We start from the raw sequence: 18,166 nt of genomic DNA, 5'->3' as shown, positions 1-18,166 counted from the left end.
TTGAAAACTCACTTGGGAATCACTCTAGAGAGGATCATTAACAATGGCAAACCAAAGTGTCACGAACTGGTTGTATGTGTGAACAGATTCGCGTTTTTGGCGTCCCTGTCGTTTACTTTTGTGGTCCGGAAGCCATCGATGCCGGCTCGCGACCGGCCTAAGATCGCGCGATGAACGCTGCTACCCAGGCCCCTTCGCCTTCGCTACTTCCCCGCTTCTGGTCCCGCCTCACCACGCGCGACTTCGCGTCGCTCGATGCGGCAACCACCGTCGCGGTGCTGCCGCTGGGCGCGACCGAGCAGCACGGCCCGCACTTGCCGCTGGGCGTGGACACGGTGCTGGCAGACGGCATCGTCGCCGCGTCGCTGCCCCTGCTGCCGGTCGAACTGCCGGTGCTCTTCTTGCCGACCCAGCAGATCGGCCTGAGCCCCGAGCACGCGCGCTTCGCGGGCACGCTCACGCTGTCGGCCGAGACTTTGATCCGCCTGTGGAACGAGATCGGCGCGGGCGTGGCACGCGCGGGCGTGAAGAAGCTGGTGCTGTTCAATGCACACGGCGGCCATGTGGGCGCGATGGACATCGTGGCGCGCGAGCTGCGCGCGGCGCACGGGCTCATCGTCTACAGCGTGAGCTGGTTCAACCTGCCGCTGGGCGACGCGGGCGCGCAGTTCAGTGCGCAGGAGCACCGCTTCGGCGTGCACGCGGGCGAGATCGAGACTTCGATGATGCTGGCGCTGACGCCGCAACTCGTGCGCATGGGCGAGGCGCAAGACTTTCGCTCCACTTCCGAGCAGCGCGCGGCCGACTACGCCATCCTGGGCAACGGCAGGAGCGCCAAGCTCGGCTGGGCCATGGAGGACTACAACGCCCACGGTGCCGCCGGCAACGCGGCTGCCGCCACGGCGGAGCATGGCCAGGCGGTGATCGATGCGGCGGCGAGGCAACTGGCGCTGCTGCTGGCAGAGGTGTCGCGGCTGCCGCTGGGCACGGCAAACACCGGCCCACTGCCTTGAGTTGATGGCGCCCCCGTGGCGTTAACGTTGACCTAACGGTTCTGCGCTACCTTCGCGGCGCACCAACCAAACAACGGGAGACGGCGTGCGCGTGCTGCTTGTCGAAGACGACGAAATGATCGGGAAGAGCCTGCTGCGCGGCCTCGAGAGATCGGGCTGGGCGGTGGACTGGGTGCGCGACGGCCTGCTCGCGCGCAGCGCACTGGCCGATGGCGACTACACCTGCGTGCTGCTGGACCTGGGCCTGCCCGGAATGGACGGCATCGAGGTGCTGCGCCACGCGCGCGGCCTCAAGAACGACACGCCGATCCTCATCCTCACCGCGCGCGACGGCCTCGGCCAGCGCGTGGAGGGGCTCGACCTCGGCGCCGACGACTACCTGCTCAAACCCTTCGAGTTGCCCGAACTGCTGGCGCGCATGCGTGCGGTGGTGCGCCGCCGCCACGGCGCCTCCAACTCCATCATCGGCAGCGGCAAGGTGCAGCTCGACCTCACCACGCGCGAGGTGCTTTACCAGGGCACGCGCGAAACGCTCTCGGCCCGCGAGTTCGCGCTGATGCACGCCATGCTCGAGCGGCCGGGCGCGATCCTGTCGCGCGAGCAACTCGAGAACCGCATCTACGGATGGGGCGAGGAGGTGATGAGCAACGCGGTCGACGTGATCATCCACAACATGCGGCGCAAGCTCGGTGCCGACACCATCCGCAACGTGCGCGGCCTGGGCTGGCGCGTGGTGGATTCATGAGTTCTCCAATGACCGCCGCGCCAGGCCGGCCCTGGTACTCGCCGAGTTCGCTGCGCAACAGGCTGCTGATGTGGCTGGTGGTGGTGCATCTTCTCGCGGCGGCCGGCGTCGCGTGGTTCACCTATGCCAGCTACGACAGGCTCATCGTCACCTTCAAGGACGACCAGATGCAGATGCTGGCCGACTCCTACGCCAGCAACGTGGCAGTGCCCGAACTCAGGCCGGCGGACGAACGCAGCATCTTCGGTCGCGGCGCCTTCGTCATCCAGATCTGGAACGGGCGGGGCGAACTGCTGGTCAGTTCATGGCCCGCGCTGGCCGTGGCCCGCCAGCCGGCGGAGGGGCTGAGCACCGTGCGCATGGGCTCCGGCGACGACGGTGTTTGGCGCATCTATTCCACGGCGCCGGTGGCCGACGCCGACCGCTTCCAGGTGCAGGTGATCCAGAACGGCGGCTTCGTGCGCCGGCTGGTGGCCAAGCGCGCGCTGTCTTCGACGGCGCCCATCGCGCTGCTGCTGCCCCTGTCGCTGGCCGTGCTGTGGCTGGTGGTGTGGGCCTCGTCGCGCAAGCTGCGCAGCGTGGTGCTCGACGTCGCGGCGCAGGACGAGCGCAGCCTCTCGGAGCTGTCGGTGTCGCGCGTGCCCGACGAGATCGCGCCGCTGGTGGAAGCCTTCAACAGCCTGCTCGGGCGGCTTCGCCAGGCCTTTGCCGCGCAGCGCCGCTTCGTGCAGGACGCCGCGCACGAGCTGCGCACACCCATCGCCGCCATCGGCCTGCAACTCGACAACATGCGCGCCGAAGTGCCGGCCGAGAGCATCGCCGAGCACTACACGCACCTGAAGGGCGGCGTGACGCGTGCCCAGCACCTGATCGAGCAGCTGCTGCGCCTGTCGCGCCAGGAAAGCAGCACCGAGCCCGAGGCGCCGGAGTCGCTCGACGTGGCCTCGGTGCTGCGCGACAGCGTGGCCCAGCTGATGGTCGTGGCCGACCGCCGCCGCATCGACATCGGCTTCGAGGGCGAGACCTCCGCGACGGTGACCGCGCCCCCGGCCGAGCTGCGCAGCGTCTTCGACAACCTGATCGACAACGCGTTGCGCCATTCGCCCGAGGGCGGGGTGGTCGACGTGCGACTGCACGAGGTGGAAGGGCGGCCGGTAGTCGATGTGCTGGACAACGGGCCGGGCATTCCGCCCGAGCTGATCGACCGCGCCTTCGACCGCTTCTTCCGGGTGCCGGGCAACCCGACCGAAGGCAGTGGCCTGGGCCTGGCCATTGCGCGCATGGCCGCGCTGCGCAACGGCCTGCGCATCGTGCTGGCCAACCGCCATGACGCGCAGGGCCGGCCTGCGGGGCTGCAGGCGCGGGTCCACCTGCGCGATCACGGGGTGGGCCGCGCGGCTTAACGCTCAGGTAACTCTCGCTTAAAGGTCGCATAAAGCGGGCTTCCTACAGTGACTCCAGCCGCGAAAGCGGTCGCGCCGCAAGGCGCCAACCCAGTCTTCAAAAGGAGTTCACATGCGAAAGACCCTCGGCCTCCTGGCCATCCTGACCCTGGCCGGTGCGGCCCATGCAGAGAGCTACGACGGCGTGCACCAGGGCCCTGGCCTGCTCGCGCGCGACGACGTGGCGGCCCAGGCCGTGGCCACGGCCCACGCCCCCGACCAGAACGTGACGCGCGGCTCGCGCGGGCCCGATCCCTTCACCTCCACCGTCTCGCGCGAGGCCATGCGCCAGGTCGCGGTGGCGGCCGCCAATGCGCCCGACCAGAACGTGACCAGCGGCTCGCGCGTCAACAGCGTCGTCATCTCCACGATGCCGCCCGCGCGGTCTGCCGCAAGCGCTGTGAACGACAGCCGACTCTGAAGCAAAAACACCGGGGGAACCCACGATGAATCCCGAAACCCCAGACGGCTACACCCGCCGCACGGTGCTGGTGACCGGCGCGGCCGGTGTGGCGGCTGCCGCGTTACCGCTGGCGGTGGATGCCGAGCCGGTGGCGCATGACGCCGCCGCGCAGGGCCCGACAACGGATGTGAGCTTGCGCATCAACGGCCAACTGCACGCCCTCTCCATCGACCCGCGCGTCACGCTGCTCGACCTGCTGCGCGAGCGGCTGCACCTCACGGGTTCCAAGAAGGGCTGCGACCACGGCCAGTGCGGCGCCTGCACGGTGCTGGTCAACGGGCGGCGCATCAACAGCTGCCTCACGCTGGCGATGCTGCACGAGGGCGACCAGGTGACGACCATCGAGGGCCTGGGCGAGCCGAAGAAGCTGCACCCGATGCAGGCCGCCTTCGTCAAGCACGACGGCTACCAGTGCGGCTACTGCACGCCGGGCCAGATCTGTTCGGCGGTCGGCATGCTCGGCGAGATGCGCGGCGGCATGCCGAGCCATGTCACGCACGACCTCTCGGCGCCAACGGTCTTCAGCAGCGAGGAAATGCGCGAGCGCATGAGCGGCAACATCTGTCGCTGCGCGGGCTATCCGAACATCATCGCGGCCATCCGCGAAGTGGCGGGAGTTGCGACATGAGGGCCTTCACCTTCGAACGCGCCGCCACGCCAGCCGCCGCGGCGCTGTCGATGCAGCAGCATCCGGGCGCGCGCTTCATCGCGGGCGGCACCAACCTGCTGGACCTGATGAAGCTCGACATCGAGCAGCCCACGCACCTGATCGACGTCAATCGCCTGGGGCTCGACCGCATCGAAGCCCTGCCCGACGGCGGGCTGAAGATCGGCGCGCTGGTGCGCAACAGCGACCTCGCCGCCGATGCGCGCGTGCGTCGCGGCCATCCGCTGCTGTCGCGCGCCTTGCTGTCCGGCGCCAGCGCGCAGTTGCGCAACAAGGCGACCACCGCCGGCAACCTGCTGCAGCGCACGCGCTGCTTCTATTTCTACGACACGACCAAGCCATGCAACAAGCGCACGCCGGGCAGCGGCTGTGCAGCCATGGAGGGGTTCAACCGCATCCACGCGATCCTCGGCGCGAGCGCGCAGTGCATTTCGGTGCATTCGTCCGACATGGCGGTGGCGCTGCGCGCGCTCGATGCGCAGGTGGAAACCGTGTCGGCCAGCGGTGCCGTGCGCCGTATCCCCATCACCGAACTGCATCGCCTGCCGGGCACCACGCCGGAGGTCGAGACCGTGCTGGCACCGGATGAGCTGATCACCGGCGTGACCCTGCCCGCGCCGCTCGGCGGCGTGCAGCTCTACCGCAAGGTGCGCGACCGCGCGTCTTATGCCTTCGCGCTGGTCTCGGTCGCGGCCGTGGTGGTGCGCGAGGGCCGCACCGTGACCGCCGCGCGCCTGGCCTTCGGCGGCCTGGCCGCGAAGCCGTGGCGCAACGAGGAAGCCGAGCGGCGACTGATAGGCACCGACGGCGGCGCGCAGGCGCGCGATGCGGTTGCCGACCTGTTGCTCGCCGATGCGCGCGGCCACGGGCACAACGATTTCAAGATTCCGCTGCTGCGCCGCACCCTGCACGCCACGCTGGCGCAGGCGATCGAAACAACCTGAAGGGAGCAGGCACCATGCAATTCACCGAAGCCGCAGGGCCGAGCGCCCTGGACCGCGAACGCGTGCTGGGCCGCCCGCTCGACCGCATCGACGGGCCGCTCAAGGTCAGCGGCCGAGCGCACTACAGCTACGAGTGCCACGACGAAGTACCCGGTGCCGTCTACGGCTGGGTCGTGCTCGCCGGCATCGCCAAGGGCCGCATCACGCGCATCGACACCGCCGAGGCGCAGCGCGCGCCGGGCGTGCTGCTGGTCTACACCTACGCCAACGTTCCGCGCATGGTGCCGAAGGGGCGTGCCAACGTGGTTTCGCAGCTTTCGGGGCCGGAAGTTCAGCAGCACGGCCAGGCAGTGGCCTTCGTGGTGGCGCAGACCTTCGAGCAGGCGCGCGCGGCCGCGTTCATGATCCGCATCGACTACGAGCGCAGCGCGGGCCGCTTCGATCTTGCGGCCGCGCAGGCGAGCGCCCCCAAGCCCGGCGACGACCCGAGCGCCGGCAGCGAGAGCGCGGCCGACACGGCGGTGGGCGACTTCCAGGGCGCATTCGACACCGCGCCCGTCACGCTCGACCAGAACTACACCACGCCCGACCAGCATCCCGCGATGATGGAGCCGCAGGCCACCACCGCGCGCTGGGACGGCGACCGGCTCACGATCTACACCTCGCACCAGATGCCGAACTGGGCCGCAGGCGACGTGGCCGCCATGCTGGACGTGCCAGTCGCGCAGGTGCGCGTGGTCTCGGCCTTCGTCGGCGGCGGCTTCGGCTCCAAGCTGCGCACGCATGCGGACGCGGTGCTCTCGGCCTTCGCGGCGCGCGAACTGCGCCGACCGGTGAAGACGGCGCTGGCGCGCGAGCAGTTGCTCAATCACACGACGCGCCGCGCCGCGACCATCCAGCGCGTGCGGCTCGGCGCCACGCCCGACGGCCGGCTCACCGCCATCGGCCACGAGACCTGGACCAGCAACCTGCCGGGCCGCAACTACTACGAGGGCGCATCGCGCCAGACGCGCCTGCTCTATGCCGCCCCCAACCGCATGACGGCGCATCGCCTGGCCGCGCTCGACCTGCCCGAGGCCGCGGCCATGCGCGCACCGGCTACCGCCAGCGGCCAGCTGGCCTTCGAGGTGGCGCTCGACGAACTCGCCGAGAAGCTGCGCATCGACCCGGTGCAGCTGCGCATCCTCAACGACAGCCAGCATGACCCCGAGCGCGGGCCGTCGCGCCCCTACTCGGGGCGCAAGCTGGTCGAATGCCTGCGAGAAGGCGCACAGCGTTTCGGCTGGGCGAAGAGAAGCACTGTGCCGGGGCGGGTGCGCGACGGCCGCTGGCTGGTCGGCATGGGCGTGGCCAGCGCCATTCACCACCACTCGGTGCGGCCGTCGAGCGCGAAGCTGAGCCTCGACGCGCAGGGCCGGCTGCTGATCGAGACATCGATGACCGACATCGGCACCGGCACCTACACCGTGCTGGCGCAGATCGCGGCCGAGATGACGGGCATTCCGATGGACCGCATCGGCGTGCGGCTGGGCGACACCGCGTTTCCCATGGGCGCGGGGTCGATCGCCTCGATAGGCGCGTCGAGCGCCGGTGCCTCGGTGTTCGATGGCTGCCAGCAGCTGTGCCGCCTGCTCGCCGAGCGTGCCGGCTTCGACGCGCAGAAGGCGCGCTTCGAGCGCGGCCGCATCGCCCTTGGGCGCCGCTCGCACGAGCTCGGCGAACTGGCCGGCGCGGAAGGCCTGAGCGTGCTCGGCAACGTCGAGCCCGGCGATCTGCACCGCCGCTATGCGCAGGCCGCGTTCGGCGCCCACTTCTGCGAGGTGGGCGTGGACATCGACACCGGCGAGACGCGCGTGCGCCGCATGCTCGGCGTGTTCGCGGCGGGCCGCATCCTCAACATGAAGACCGCGCGCAGCCAGGCCATCGGCGGCATGGTGTTCGGCGTGGGCGCGGCGCTCACGGAAGAGGCAGTGGTCGACGTGCATCACGGCTACTTCGTCAACCACGACATGGCCGAGTACCTGGTGCCGGTGCACGCCGACATTCCGGACATCGACGCCATCTACCTGCAGGACGCCGACGATCTCGCGAGCCCGATCAAGTCGAAGGGCATCGGTGAGCTCGGTACTTGCGGCTCGGGCGCAGCGGTGGCGAACGCGATCTACAACGCCACCGGCGTGCGCGTGCGGAACTACCCGATCACGCTCGACAAACTGCTGCCCGGGCTGCCGATGCGTGCTTGAATGGCACCGCCATGCCCGCCGCAGCCTCTTTTGTCGCACTGACTCGCAAGCTCCTGCTGGCCGCTGCAGCCTGCGTTGCCCTGTCGCTCGCCGGATGCGCAACGCTTCCCGACGAAGGGCCGCGCACCGCCAGCACCTCGCTGCCCGTGCAGGGCCCCGCCACGCCGCTCGACCGGATCGCCACCGCGTCGATGGAGGGGGCAGAGCCCGGAGCCAGCGGCCTTCGCCTGATGCTGGGCCTTGCCAGCATGGACACGCGTCTTGTGCTGCTGCGCGGCGCGCAACGCTCGCTCGACCTGCAGTACTACCACCTGCACGACGACGCGACCGGCCGGCTGGTGCTGCGGGAGCTGCGCAACGCGGCCCAGCGCGGCGTGCGCGTGCGGCTGCTCGTGGACGATCTGTACACGGAAGACATCGGCCCCTTGCTCGAGGGCCTGGGCGCCTATCCGAACGTGGAAGTGCGCATCTTCAATCCCTTTCCCACGCGCGGCGGCATGGCCACCCGCTTCGGCTTCGCCCTGTTCGACTTTGCCCGCGTCAACCGCCGCATGCACAACAAGCTGTTCGTGGCGGACGGCGTGCTGGCCGTGGCCGGCGGACGCAACCTCGGCGACGTCTACTTCATGCGCGACACCGACGACAACTTCTTCGACTACGACGTGCTGGTAGCGGGCGCAGTGCTGCCGCAGATGGCGAGCATCTTCGACGAGTACTGGAATGCGCCGCAGGTGCGCACCGCAGCGTCGGTGCTGCGCCCGTCGGGCGACGCCGAAGCCGCGCGCCGGGACTTCGATGCACGGGTGGATGGCGCCGACACGCCCGAGCCGGTGCCGTTCCGCACCGTCGATCCCTTGGGCCGCGTCACCCTCGGCGACGAACTGGGGGCGGGCCGTGTGAAGCTTGCGTTCGGCACGGCGCAGGCCTTTGCCGATTCGCCGGCCAAGGCCTGGGGCCAGGCGGAGACGCAGCGCCTGCCGAGCGGTGCGCTCATCGACACCAGCCGCCGGCTGCTGGGCGAGGCGGCGCAACAGGCGCAGGTTGAAATCATCACGTCGTCGCCGTACTTCGTGCCGGGTCCGGTGGCACTCGACGGCATGCGCCGCAATGCGGCGCGGGGCATTCGCCAGACGCTCATCACCAACTCGCTGGCCGCGACCGACGAGCCGGTAGTCCACACCGGCTATCGCCGCTACCGCGCCCGGCTGCTGGGCGACGGCATGCAGATCTACGAGATCCACCCGAACGCGGGCCGGGCGCTGTTCGTCGGCAGCATCGGCGCAGGCACGCAGGTGCGGCTGCACACCAAGGCGCTCGTGATCGACAGGAAGACCCTCTTCCTGGGCTCGGTCAACATGGACCCGCGCTCGGACGCGCTGAACACCGAGTTCGGCCTGCGCATCGATTGCCCCGCGCTGGCCGAGGAGGCGCGCGCCTTCTTCGGCGAACTCATGCAGCACTCGGCCTTCCAGGTGCGCCTCAAGCCGGGCAGCGACAGCGAGCTGGAATGGTGGCGAGTGGACGGCGACCAGCCGGTCAAGGTGACCGACGAGGAGCCCGGCGCCGACCTGGCGACGCGCGCGAAGCTCTATCTGCAGTCGCTCGTGATTCCCGAGTCGATGCTGTAGGGAAGAGGGCGCTAAGACGCGTTGCGCCCGAGCACGCCGGCGAACATGCCGGTATCGACATTGCCCCCGCTCACGCACACGCCCACCGTCTTGCCGCGCCAGCGCTCCTGCTGCTGGAGCGCGGCCGCCAGTGCGGCTGCGCCGGCGCCTTCGGCCACGTTGTGCGTGTCGCTGAAAAGGATGCGCATGGCCTCGGCGATCTCGTCATCGGTGACGGTGACAACGTCGTCGGCTTCGCGCAGGATCACTTCGACCGATTCGGGCACCGGGACGCGGCAGGCCATGCCGTCGGCCAGCCGCGTGGTGACGGGCGACTCGACGGGCTTGCCTGCGCGAAAGGAATCGCGATACGCCGTGGCGTGCGCCGACACCACGCCGATGAGCTTGGTCGACACGCCGCAATGCGCGCGTGCTGCAGCCGCGGCGGCAAAGCCGGAGCCCAGGCCGATGGGCACGAACAGCACGTCCGGCGGCGCGTCTTTCAATGCGTCGAAGAACTCCACATACGCAGTCGAAACACCGCGCACCAGTTCGCGGTGGAACGAAGGCACGCGGTGCAGGCCGTCGCGTTCGGCCAGCACGGCCGCATGCTCGGAGGCCGCCTGGAAGTCGTCGCCATGCTCGACCAGCGTGACGCCGAGCGCGCGCATCGCGGCGTTCTTCTCGGTCGAATTGCCGTGCGGCACCACGATGGTCGCTGCCAGCCCGTGGCGCCGCGTGGCGAAGCCGACCGACTGGCCGTGGTTTCCGCGCGTGGCGCTGATGGCATGGCGCACTCCGGGCTGCTCGCGCGCCAGGGTTTCGAAGTAGGTCAGGCCGCCGCGGATCTTGAAGGCGCCAGCTGGCGTGTGGTTCTCGTGCTTGGCCCATACGGTGGCGCCCAGGCGATGCGAAAGCAGCGGCCAGGCGTACTGCGGCGTGGGCGGCATGGCCGCATGCACGGTGCGCTGCGCGGCTTCGATTTCTTCGCGGGTGAACTTCACGGGATGTCCTTACTTGCGTTCGGTGAGTGCCACGCGAACGGCCAGCGCGGCCAGCACGCTGCCCATGATGTAGCGCTGCGCACGCAGCCAGCCCGCGCTTTGCGACAGCACGGCCGTGATGCTGGCGGCGCCGACGATCATCACCGTGTTGACCACGGCGCTGGTCGCCATCTGCGCGATGCCCAGTTGCATGCTCTGCAGCAGCACCGAGCCGCGCTCGGGGTGGATGAACTGCGGAAAGAACGAGAGGTAGAACATCGCCACCTTCGGGTTCAGCAGGTTCGTGAGAAAGCCCATGCGAAACAGCTTGCCCGGCGGATCGGCCGGCAGTGCGCGCGCTTCGAAGGGTGCATTGCCGCCGGGCCTGACCGCCTGCCACGCGAGCCACAGCAGGTAGGCCGCGCCGGCGATGCGGATCGCGTCGAAGGCCAGTGGCACGGCCAGCAGCAGCGCGGTGAGCCCGAGCGCCGCGGCGAACAGGTGCGCCAGGAACGCCAGCAGCACGCCGCCCAGCGAGATGAGCCCCGCGCGTCGACCCTGCACCAGCGTGCGCGAGACGCAATAGATCATGTTCGGCCCCGGCGTGAGCGCCAGCAGCAGCGAGGCGAGGGCGAACCAGGCGATTTCGGTGAGGCTCAGCATGATCGGGTCAGAGTCCTTGCGATTCGAGCGTGACGGGGCCGCGCGGCGTGTCGAGCACGGCGATGAGATTGGGCGGGCCGGCATCGACCTCCATGCCGGTCATGCCGATGGCCGACAGCGCGGCGACCAGCGTGGGCGCGCGCGGGTGCACGGCGCGCAGCGAGCGCATGGCGAGGCCAGAGTTCGGCATGGCGTCGGTGGGGTGCACGGGGCCCCATTGAATGAGCGTGGGCAGTGCGCCATAGAACAGCCGCTGGCCGTCGTCGCGCACGGTGATCTGCCATTCGAGCCGGCCGGCGGGCGTGTCGCGCGAGGCTTCGAGCAACTGGCCGCGGTCGATGTGCGCGTGCTCTTCATGTGCGAGCGCTCGCGTTGCCGCATGCGCGTCGGGCACGCGGGCGACGAAATGAATCAGCTTCGGGCCATGCTGTGCGAGCCCGGCCTGCAGCGCGGCGTCGTCGAGGTCGAACCAGCGGTGCGTCTTGGGGCGCGAGGGTTGCTTGCCCGGCTCTATCGCGATGATTTCCGCGTAGGCTGCGGGGAAGGCGTCGCTTGCGATGTTCAGCAGGCGGTTGTGCGTGCCCATCAGCGGATGCGAGCCGCCCGGTGCCGGCGTGACGCCGAGCGTTGCCTCGCACCAGGCCACGCCCTCGGCGAGCGAGACGGCGGCAATCACGAGGTGGTCGAGTTGCGCGTGCATGGCGGGCCTCGGGCGTTGCGCTTACAGCGTGACGTGGCCGTCGACGCAGGTCACGGCGTCGCCGCCGACCCAGATCTTTCCTTCGGCATCGCGCTCGATGTAGACGCGGCCCGCGCGTCCCAGGCACTGGCCCTGCGCGGCAAGGTAGCGCTCGGGCATGTGGCCGTCGGCGATCAGCCATTCGGCCAGGCTGGCGTTGAGGCTGCCGGTGACCGGGTCTTCCTGCACGCCGATGGGCTCGGCGAAGGCGCGCACCTCGAGGTCGATTTTCGCGCCGTCTTCGTTCGGGGTCGCGGGCCGGTTGCCGAAGGCGCGCGCCTCGCGGTTCGAGCGGCCGATGAGCAGCGCGGTGTCGTGCGCCGCGGGCACGCCCGCCACGCCGGCCTTCACGCCCAGCTCCTTCAGGGCGCGGTGATCGGGCTGCAGCGCCAGCACGGCGTCGGCGTCGTTGACCAGCAGGCCGAACCAGACCGGCCCGTTGTCGAGCACCTGCGCCGCGATGACCTGCTGCGCCTTCAGGCCCAGCGCGCCGGCCACCTTGGCCAGCAGCGCGGGGCTCGGGGCGCTGCGCTTCAGGGGCGGCGCGGCGAAGGCCAGGCGCTCGCCGTCGCGCCGCAGGGGCACGAGGCCGGCGCCGCATTGCTGCACCACCAGGCCTGCAGCCTTGGGCTTGCCGCCGGCCTGCAGCCACGCATGGCAGCTGCCGATGGTCGGGTGGCCGGCAAAGGGCAGCTCGCCGCCGGGAGTGAAGATGCGCACGCGATAGTCGGCGGCCGGATCGGTGGGCGGCAGCAGGAAGGTGGTTTCGGACAGGTTGGTCCATTGCGCGAAGCGCTGCATGGCGGCGTCGTCGAGGTCCTGGCCATCGATCACCACCGCGAGCGGATTGCCGTAATAGGCGGTGGCGGTGAAGACGTCGACTTGCTTGAAGGGGCGGGATTTCATCGGGTTCATTCGAGGGGAAGGTCGAGCACGCCGCGCGTGCCCGGGCGGGAAAGCAACTCTGAATACCAGCGTTCGACGTTCGGCCAGTTCGGCCTGCGGTATTCGGCAGCCGGCAGGTTGAACCAGCGGTGCGCCTCGCAGCCGACCGGGATGTCGGCCATGGTGAAGCGCTGGCCGGCCATGTACGGCTGGCTCGCAAGATGCGCGTCGAGCATCGAGAACAGCGCTTCGCTGTCGCGGACGGACGCCTCGATGAGCACGCTCTGGCGTTCCGACGGCGGCGTGCGCACCCACTGGATGAAGGCGTCGCGGCTCGTGCGGTTGAGCGTGGTCTGCTGCCAGTCCATCCAGCGCTCGGCGTCGAAGCGCGCGGGCAGCTCGCTTGGGTAGAAGTTGCCGTGCGAATGCTTCGCGCAGAGGTAGCGCACGATCACGTTCGACTCCCAGAGCGTCACGCGCTCGGCGCCCTCGCCGTCGTCGATGGTGGGCACCATCGCATTCGGATTGAGCGCAAGGTATTCGGGCGTCTGCACCACGCCGAACTTGCCGCCGGCCTCGGTGCGCTGGAAGTCGAGCCCGAGCTCCTGCGCGCACCACACCACCTTGCGGACGTTGATCGAACTGATGCGGCCCCAGATGTTGAGCATGGTCGGTTTCTTTCTATCTTTTCTTTGCTGCCCGCTTCAGCGGGGCGAGGGACGATCGAGGAAGAGCAGGCGTATGGCTAGCCCCAGCATCACGGCGGCCAGCAGGCCGCTCTGGAACCGCGCCGCGCCGGGCCGGTTGTGCAGCCAGCGGCCGATCTGGCCGCTGCACGCGCCCAGCAGCGTGTTGAAGGCCAGCGCGGCCATCGACAGCACCACGCCGAGTTGCACCAGCTGCAGCGGCACGCTGCCGCGCGAGGGGTCGACGAACTGCGGCAGGAACACCATGAAGAACAGCAGCGCCTTCGGATTGACGAGGTTGTTCAGCAGCGCCATGCGAACGATGCGGCCGAAGCCGGCGGGCTGCGCCTGCGCACCGATGCGAAGTCCGCCACCGTTGCGTAGCGCTTGCACCGCCAGCCACACCAGGTACAGCGCCCCCGCATAGCGCAGCACGTCGAACGAAGGCGGCCACGCGGCCACCAGCGCGGTGACGCCGGTGGCCGCGAACAGCGTGTGCACCAGGTCGGCCGCAGAGATGCCGATGGCCGCCGCAAAACCGCCGCGCGGGCCATGGGCCACACCGTGCGAGAGCACGAAAGCCATGTTCGGGCCGGGCGACAGGAACAGCGCCAGAACCGCGAGCAGGAAGAGCGACAGCGTTGCAAGGCCGATCAAGGGAGGCTCCTGGTTTGTGCTTTCAGACCTGTGCGGCGGCCAGCTTCTTGTCGCCGAGCAGCACCAGCTCTTCGCGCAGCGTCTGCGCCAGCGCGGCGATGGCGGTGTCGATTTCTTCGATGCTGGCCGTCACGAACGACAGGCGCAGCGTGCGCGGATCGCCTTCGCCCGCGTAGAACGGCGCGCCGGGCACGAAGGCCACGTTGCGCTCCACCGCCTTGGGCAGCAGCGTCACGGTGTCGATGCCCTCGGGCAGGCGCGCCCAGAGGAACATGCCGCCCTTGGGCGCGTTGAACTTCACGTCCAGGCCGGCCATCTCGCGCTTGAGCGCGGCGATCATCGCGTCGCGCTGGCGCTTGTAGAGGGCGCGGATGGTGGGCACGTGGCGGTCGAGGAACTTGTCTTTCATCACGGCCGAGACCATGCGCTGCGTGAAGATCGGCGTGTGCAGGTCGACGGCCTGCTTGGCCTGCAGCAGCTTCGGGTAGATGGACTTGGGCGCCACCAGGAAGCCCAGGCGCAGGCCGGGGGCCAGCACCTTCGAGAACGAGCCCAGGTAGATCACGCCTTCGGGATTGCGCGCGGCCAGCGGCAGCGGCGGGGCTTCGTCGAACCAGAGTTCGCCGTAGGGGTTGTCCTCGACGATCGGCAGGTTGGCTGCCGCAGCGGCGGCCGACACGGCGGCGCGGCGCTCTTCGGTCATGGTGCGGCCGGTGGGGTTCTGGAAGTTGGGCAGCAGGTAGACGAAGCGTGCGTCCTTGGCCTTGGCCACCAGGTCTTCGACGATCACGCCGTCATCGTCGCTGGCCACGCCCACGGGGTGCGGCTCCATCGGGCCGAAGGCCTGCAGTGCGCCGAGGTAGGTGGGCGTTTCGACCAGCACCTTGCTGCCCGGGTCGATCAGCACCTTGGCGACCAGGTCGAGGCCCTGCTGCGAGCCGGTGGTGATGAGCACCTGCGAGGCGTCGACGTCCCACGGCAGCATGTCGGCCACGGCCTGGCGCAGCGGCGCGTAGCCCTCGCTGGCGGCGTACTGCAGGGCGGCCTGGCCGTCGTTGTGCAGCACTTCGGCGCAGGCGTCGGCAAAAGCCTGGATCGGGAAGGTCTTGGGCGAGGGCAGGCCGCCGGCCAGGCTGATGATGCCGGGGCGCTCGGTGACCTTGAGGATTTCGCGCAGCACCGAGGGATTCATCTTGGCGGCGCGGGCGGCGAGTTTCCAGTTCATGGCTTTCTTCTTTCAGGCGGTGAGGTGAGATTCGAATGATGCGGGCAGGCGTGGCGGCGCTCAATCCGGCTGGATATCGCCACGGTATACGACGCGGGCCTTGTTGTCTTGCGGCTGCGAGAGGCGCTTGCCGATGACCACCGTGGCCACCACCGCGACGGCGAAGCCCAGCGTGACCATGTCGAGCGGCTCGCCCAGCAGCGGGATCGACGCGAGGATCGAGAGAAAGGGCTGCAGCAGCTGGGTCTGGCTCACGCGCAGCGCGCCGCCCAGGGCCAGGCCGCGATACCAGGCGAAGAAGCCGATCCACATCGAGAACGTGCCGACGTAGACGAAGCCCAGCCAGGCCGACGCGGCGACGGGCTGCTGCGGCCACAGCGCCAGCGCGGCCGGCAGCGTGAAGGGCAGCGCCATCACGCAGACCCAGCAGATCACGCGCTCGGCGCCCAGCGACGGCGTGACCTGCGCGCCGTAGATGTAGCCGATGGAGGCGGCAATGACCGCGCCGACCAGCAGCAGATCGGCCCATTCGAAGCCGAAGCCATGGCCGCTCTGGCTCGCGCGCAACACCGAGAACGCCACCACCAGCAGGCTGCCCGCAATGGCGCAGAGCCAGAAGCCGAGCCGCGCGCGCTGGTGCAGCACCAGGGCCGCGACGGCGGCCGTGACCAGCGGCAGCAGGGCAGTCACCACCGCCGCATGGCTGGCCGTGACCACGCGCAGCGCATAGGCCAGCAGCAGCGGAAAGCCGATGGCATTGCCCAGCACCGCGAAGGCCAGCGGCTTCCACTGGTGCGCTGCAGGCCGCGGCGAGCGCGTTGCCAGCAGGAAGATGGCCGACAGCACGCCCGCCAGCGCCGCGCGCCCGAGCGTGACGAACCACGGCGACAGCTGCGGTGCGTCTTGCGTGCCGGTGGCCAGGCGCGTCATCGGCAGCGTGACGGCGAACATGGCCACGCCTACGACGCCGAGCCACATGCCCAGCGTCTCGTCTTTCATGGCGAGCTTCATACGCTCACCATCCACCAGGCTGTCAGCACCAGTACCAGGCCCATCGCACGGTTGAACCACAGCAGCCGCGAACCCTTGGCCAGCCATTCGCGCAGCAGCGCGCCGACCAGTGCGTAGGCGAAGTTGCTGACGAAGGCATAGGTCAGCATCACCGGCGCCACGATGGCGAAGCGGCGCAGCGCATCGGGCTGCCCGGCGATCCAGCCGGCCACCAGCGTGAGCGCCAGCAGCCAAGCCTTGATGTTCACGAACTGCAGCATCACGCCCTGGCCGAAGCCGACCGACAGCTTGGTGCCGTCGGCCTTGCCGAGCGTGGCGCTGCCGCTGAGCTTGTACGCGAGCCACAGCAGGTAGCCGATGCCCAGCGCCTTGATGGCAAGGCGCAGCGAAGGCATTGCCACCACCAGCGCGCCGATGCCGGCGGCGCACAGCGCCAGCAGCAGCGTCCAGCCGACGGGCACCGCAACCACGAAGCGCATGGCGCGCGGCAGGCCGCCGTTGGCCGCCAGGGCGGTGGAGAGCGTGGTGTTGGGACCGGGCGAGAAACTCATCGCCGTGGCCAGCACCAGCAGCGCGGTGAATTCTTGCCAGTTCATGACACACACTCTAAACTTGAGACCATTACAGTTCCAGTACAGTTGGTCGAACAATCGGGCAATCTGTATTGGTCACTCCTTCGACACAGAAGCCGGCACAGCCCAAAACAACGCATGCTGACACGCACCTCCACACAGTCGCTGACGGGGCAACTGGCCGACCGCCTGGCCGAGCGCATCCGCACCCGCCTGCTGCCGCCCGGCGCCCGCCTGCCCTCGGTGCGCGAATGCGCGCGGCAGCAGGGCGTGAGCCCGTACACCGTCGTCGCCGCGTACGACCAGCTGCTGGCGCAGGGGCTGGTCGAGGCCCGCCGGCAGCGCGGCTTCTATGTGCGGGATTCGGCACCGGTACAGGACGGCCGTCCGAACCACGGCGCGGACGCCGGTGGCGCGAGCGGCATGCCGGCGGCGATGGCGGTGCAGATGATGGCCTCGCGCATACCGGCCGACGCGAGTTCGCTGATCCGCAGCATGTTCCACCGCCCGAGCGACAAGCCGCAACCGGGCATGGGCGTGTTTCCGCCGGACTGGATGTCGTCCACCTTCATGCCCACGGCCGTGCGGCGCATGACCAGTACAGCCGCCCTGCAGGAGCTGTCGCTCCAGTACGGCGAGCCGGCCGGCGACATGAGCCTGCGGCGCAGCCTCTCGCAGAAGCTGGTGGGCATCAACGTGCCGGCCTCGCCCGACCAGATCGTGACCACCATCGGCGCCACGCATGCGCTGGACATCGTGAGCCGCACGCTGCTGCGCGCCGGCGACCCTGTGATGGTCGAGGAGCCGGGCTGGGCGCTGGAGTTCGCGCGGCTGGAGGCGCTGGGCATGCGCATCCTGCCGGTGCCGCGGCGCGCCGACGGGCCCGACCTGGAGGTGATGGCGCAGTACTGCGCGCTGCACCAACCCAAGCTCTTCGTCAGCGTGAGCGTGCTGCACAACCCGACCGGCTACAGCCTCACGCCGGGCAGCGCACACCGCGTGCTGAAGCTGGCCAACGAATACGACTTCCACATCGTCGAGGACGACACCTACAGCCACCTCGCGCCCGAGCACGCCACCCGGCTCAGCGCGCTCGACGGGCTGCAGCGCACCATCTACGTGAGCGGCTTCGCGAAGATCCTGGCGCCCAACTGGCGCATCGGCTTCCTGGCCGCGCCCCCGGCGCTGAAGGAGCGGCTGCTCGAAACCAAGCTGCTGGCCACGCTGACCTCGCCCACGCTGTTCGAGCGGGCTTTGTCGTGGTGCATCGACCAGGGGCAGCTGCGCCGGCATTCGGAGCGCGTGCGCATCCGCCTCGACGGGGCACGGGGGCGGGCGGTGAAGCTGGCGATGTCGCATGGCTGCACCTTCGCCTCGGAGCCGGCGGGGCTGTTCGGCTGGGTCGACACGGGCGTGGACACCGACGCGCTGACGCAGCGCATGCTCGACCAGGGCTACCTGCTGGCGCCAGGCTCGCTGTTCCATGCGCGCCGGCCGCCGAGCACGATGATGCGGATCAACTTCGCGACGTCGCAGGATGCGACCTTCTGGAAGGTGTTCAGCAAGGTCCGAAGCGAGCTCTGATGGCAGGTAAAAGGCGGGGAGGTCCGGGCCAAAAGGC

General features: G+C 69.5%; 18 protein-coding genes. 9 read left to right on the top strand and 9 right to left on the bottom strand.

Annotated features, from left to right (window positions below; genetic code table 11):
* Positions 1-170: 170 nt before the first annotated feature.
* The 8 genes from AC07O3_RS20155 (at position 171) to AC07O3_RS20120 (ending at position 9,145) form a co-directional block, all read left to right on the top strand.
* Entirely contained in the window at positions 171-1,013 is an 843-nt protein-coding gene (locus AC07O3_RS20155; RefSeq protein WP_495340167.1) for a creatininase family protein, read from the top strand.
* Between the two features lie 85 nt (positions 1,014-1,098).
* Positions 1,099-1,758 carry a response regulator gene (locus tag AC07O3_RS20150; protein ID WP_093057238.1) on the top strand — a complete coding sequence of 220 codons (660 nt, stop codon included), beginning with the start codon at positions 1,099-1,101 and terminating at the stop codon, positions 1,756-1,758.
* A gap of 8 nt (positions 1,759-1,766) precedes the next feature.
* A complete protein-coding gene (locus AC07O3_RS20145; RefSeq protein ID WP_097200252.1) occupies positions 1,767-3,161 on the top strand; it encodes a sensor histidine kinase in 1,395 nt (464 codons plus the stop codon).
* A 112-nt stretch (positions 3,162-3,273) separates the two neighbouring features.
* Positions 3,274-3,621 carry a DUF4148 domain-containing protein gene (locus tag AC07O3_RS20140; protein ID WP_258351390.1) on the top strand — a complete coding sequence of 116 codons (348 nt, stop codon included), beginning with the start codon at positions 3,274-3,276 and terminating at the stop codon, positions 3,619-3,621.
* 25 nt (positions 3,622-3,646) lie between these two features.
* Positions 3,647-4,291, top strand: coding sequence for an aldehyde dehydrogenase iron-sulfur subunit PaoA (gene paoA, locus AC07O3_RS20135; RefSeq protein WP_495340166.1), 645 nt, complete (start codon positions 3,647-3,649; stop codon positions 4,289-4,291).
* The gene (locus AC07O3_RS20130; RefSeq protein ID WP_495340165.1) at positions 4,288-5,274 is read left to right on the top strand and encodes an FAD binding domain-containing protein; all 987 of its coding nucleotides are present in this window, start codon (positions 4,288-4,290) and stop codon (positions 5,272-5,274) included. The genes paoA and AC07O3_RS20130 overlap by 4 nt, the downstream gene beginning before the upstream one ends.
* Before the next feature lie 14 nt (positions 5,275-5,288).
* The gene (locus tag AC07O3_RS20125; RefSeq protein ID WP_495340164.1) at positions 5,289-7,517 is read left to right on the top strand and encodes a molybdopterin cofactor-binding domain-containing protein; all 2,229 of its coding nucleotides are present in this window, start codon (positions 5,289-5,291) and stop codon (positions 7,515-7,517) included.
* 11 nt (positions 7,518-7,528) lie between these two features.
* On the top strand, positions 7,529-9,145 hold the full coding sequence (locus AC07O3_RS20120) for a phospholipase D family protein (RefSeq protein ID WP_495340163.1): 1,617 nt from the start codon (positions 7,529-7,531) through the stop codon (positions 9,143-9,145).
* Between the two features lie 11 nt (positions 9,146-9,156).
* Here AC07O3_RS20120 and AC07O3_RS20115 read toward each other — a convergent pair whose 3' ends face one another.
* The 9 genes from AC07O3_RS20115 to AC07O3_RS20075 are packed head-to-tail and all read right to left on the bottom strand — an operon-like array spanning position 9,157 to position 16,569.
* Entirely contained in the window at positions 9,157-10,128 is a 972-nt protein-coding gene (locus tag AC07O3_RS20115) for a threonine dehydratase (RefSeq protein WP_495340162.1), read from the bottom strand.
* Between the two features lie 9 nt (positions 10,129-10,137).
* Positions 10,138-10,770, bottom strand: a complete 633-nt coding sequence (locus AC07O3_RS20110) for a LysE family translocator (RefSeq protein ID WP_093178298.1) — start codon at positions 10,768-10,770, stop codon at positions 10,138-10,140.
* A 7-nt stretch (positions 10,771-10,777) separates the two neighbouring features.
* Complete coding sequence (locus AC07O3_RS20105; protein ID WP_495340161.1) at positions 10,778-11,470, bottom strand: VOC family protein; 693 nt, start codon at positions 11,468-11,470, stop codon at positions 10,778-10,780.
* A 21-nt stretch (positions 11,471-11,491) separates the two neighbouring features.
* A complete protein-coding gene (locus AC07O3_RS20100) occupies positions 11,492-12,415 on the bottom strand; it encodes a PhzF family phenazine biosynthesis protein (RefSeq protein ID WP_176928856.1) in 924 nt (307 codons plus the stop codon).
* A gap of 5 nt (positions 12,416-12,420) precedes the next feature.
* A complete protein-coding gene (locus AC07O3_RS20095) occupies positions 12,421-13,062 on the bottom strand; it encodes a glutathione S-transferase family protein (protein WP_495340160.1) in 642 nt (213 codons plus the stop codon).
* A 36-nt stretch (positions 13,063-13,098) separates the two neighbouring features.
* Entirely contained in the window at positions 13,099-13,737 is a 639-nt protein-coding gene (locus AC07O3_RS20090; RefSeq protein ID WP_495340159.1) for a LysE family translocator, read from the bottom strand.
* Positions 13,738-13,759: 22 nt separating this feature from the next.
* The gene (locus AC07O3_RS20085) at positions 13,760-14,962 is read right to left on the bottom strand and encodes an aminotransferase-like domain-containing protein (RefSeq protein WP_495340158.1); all 1,203 of its coding nucleotides are present in this window, start codon (positions 14,960-14,962) and stop codon (positions 13,760-13,762) included.
* Between the two features lie 60 nt (positions 14,963-15,022).
* Positions 15,023-15,961 carry a DMT family transporter gene (locus AC07O3_RS20080; protein WP_373559394.1) on the bottom strand — a complete coding sequence of 313 codons (939 nt, stop codon included), beginning with the start codon at positions 15,959-15,961 and terminating at the stop codon, positions 15,023-15,025.
* An 8-nt stretch (positions 15,962-15,969) separates the two neighbouring features.
* Positions 15,970-16,569, bottom strand: a complete 600-nt coding sequence (locus AC07O3_RS20075; protein WP_495340157.1) for a LysE family translocator — start codon at positions 16,567-16,569, stop codon at positions 15,970-15,972.
* Between the two features lie 114 nt (positions 16,570-16,683).
* Here AC07O3_RS20075 and AC07O3_RS20070 point away from each other — a divergent pair, with 114 nt between their 5' ends.
* Entirely contained in the window at positions 16,684-18,129 is a 1,446-nt protein-coding gene (locus tag AC07O3_RS20070; RefSeq protein WP_093079220.1) for an aminotransferase-like domain-containing protein, read from the top strand.
* Positions 18,130-18,166 lie beyond the last annotated feature (37 nt).

This window comes from Variovorax sp. GW821-FHT09D05 (assembly GCF_059416325.1).
Note: the sequence above shows the minus strand (reverse complement) of the source record. Positions and strands in the feature narration are given on the sequence as shown.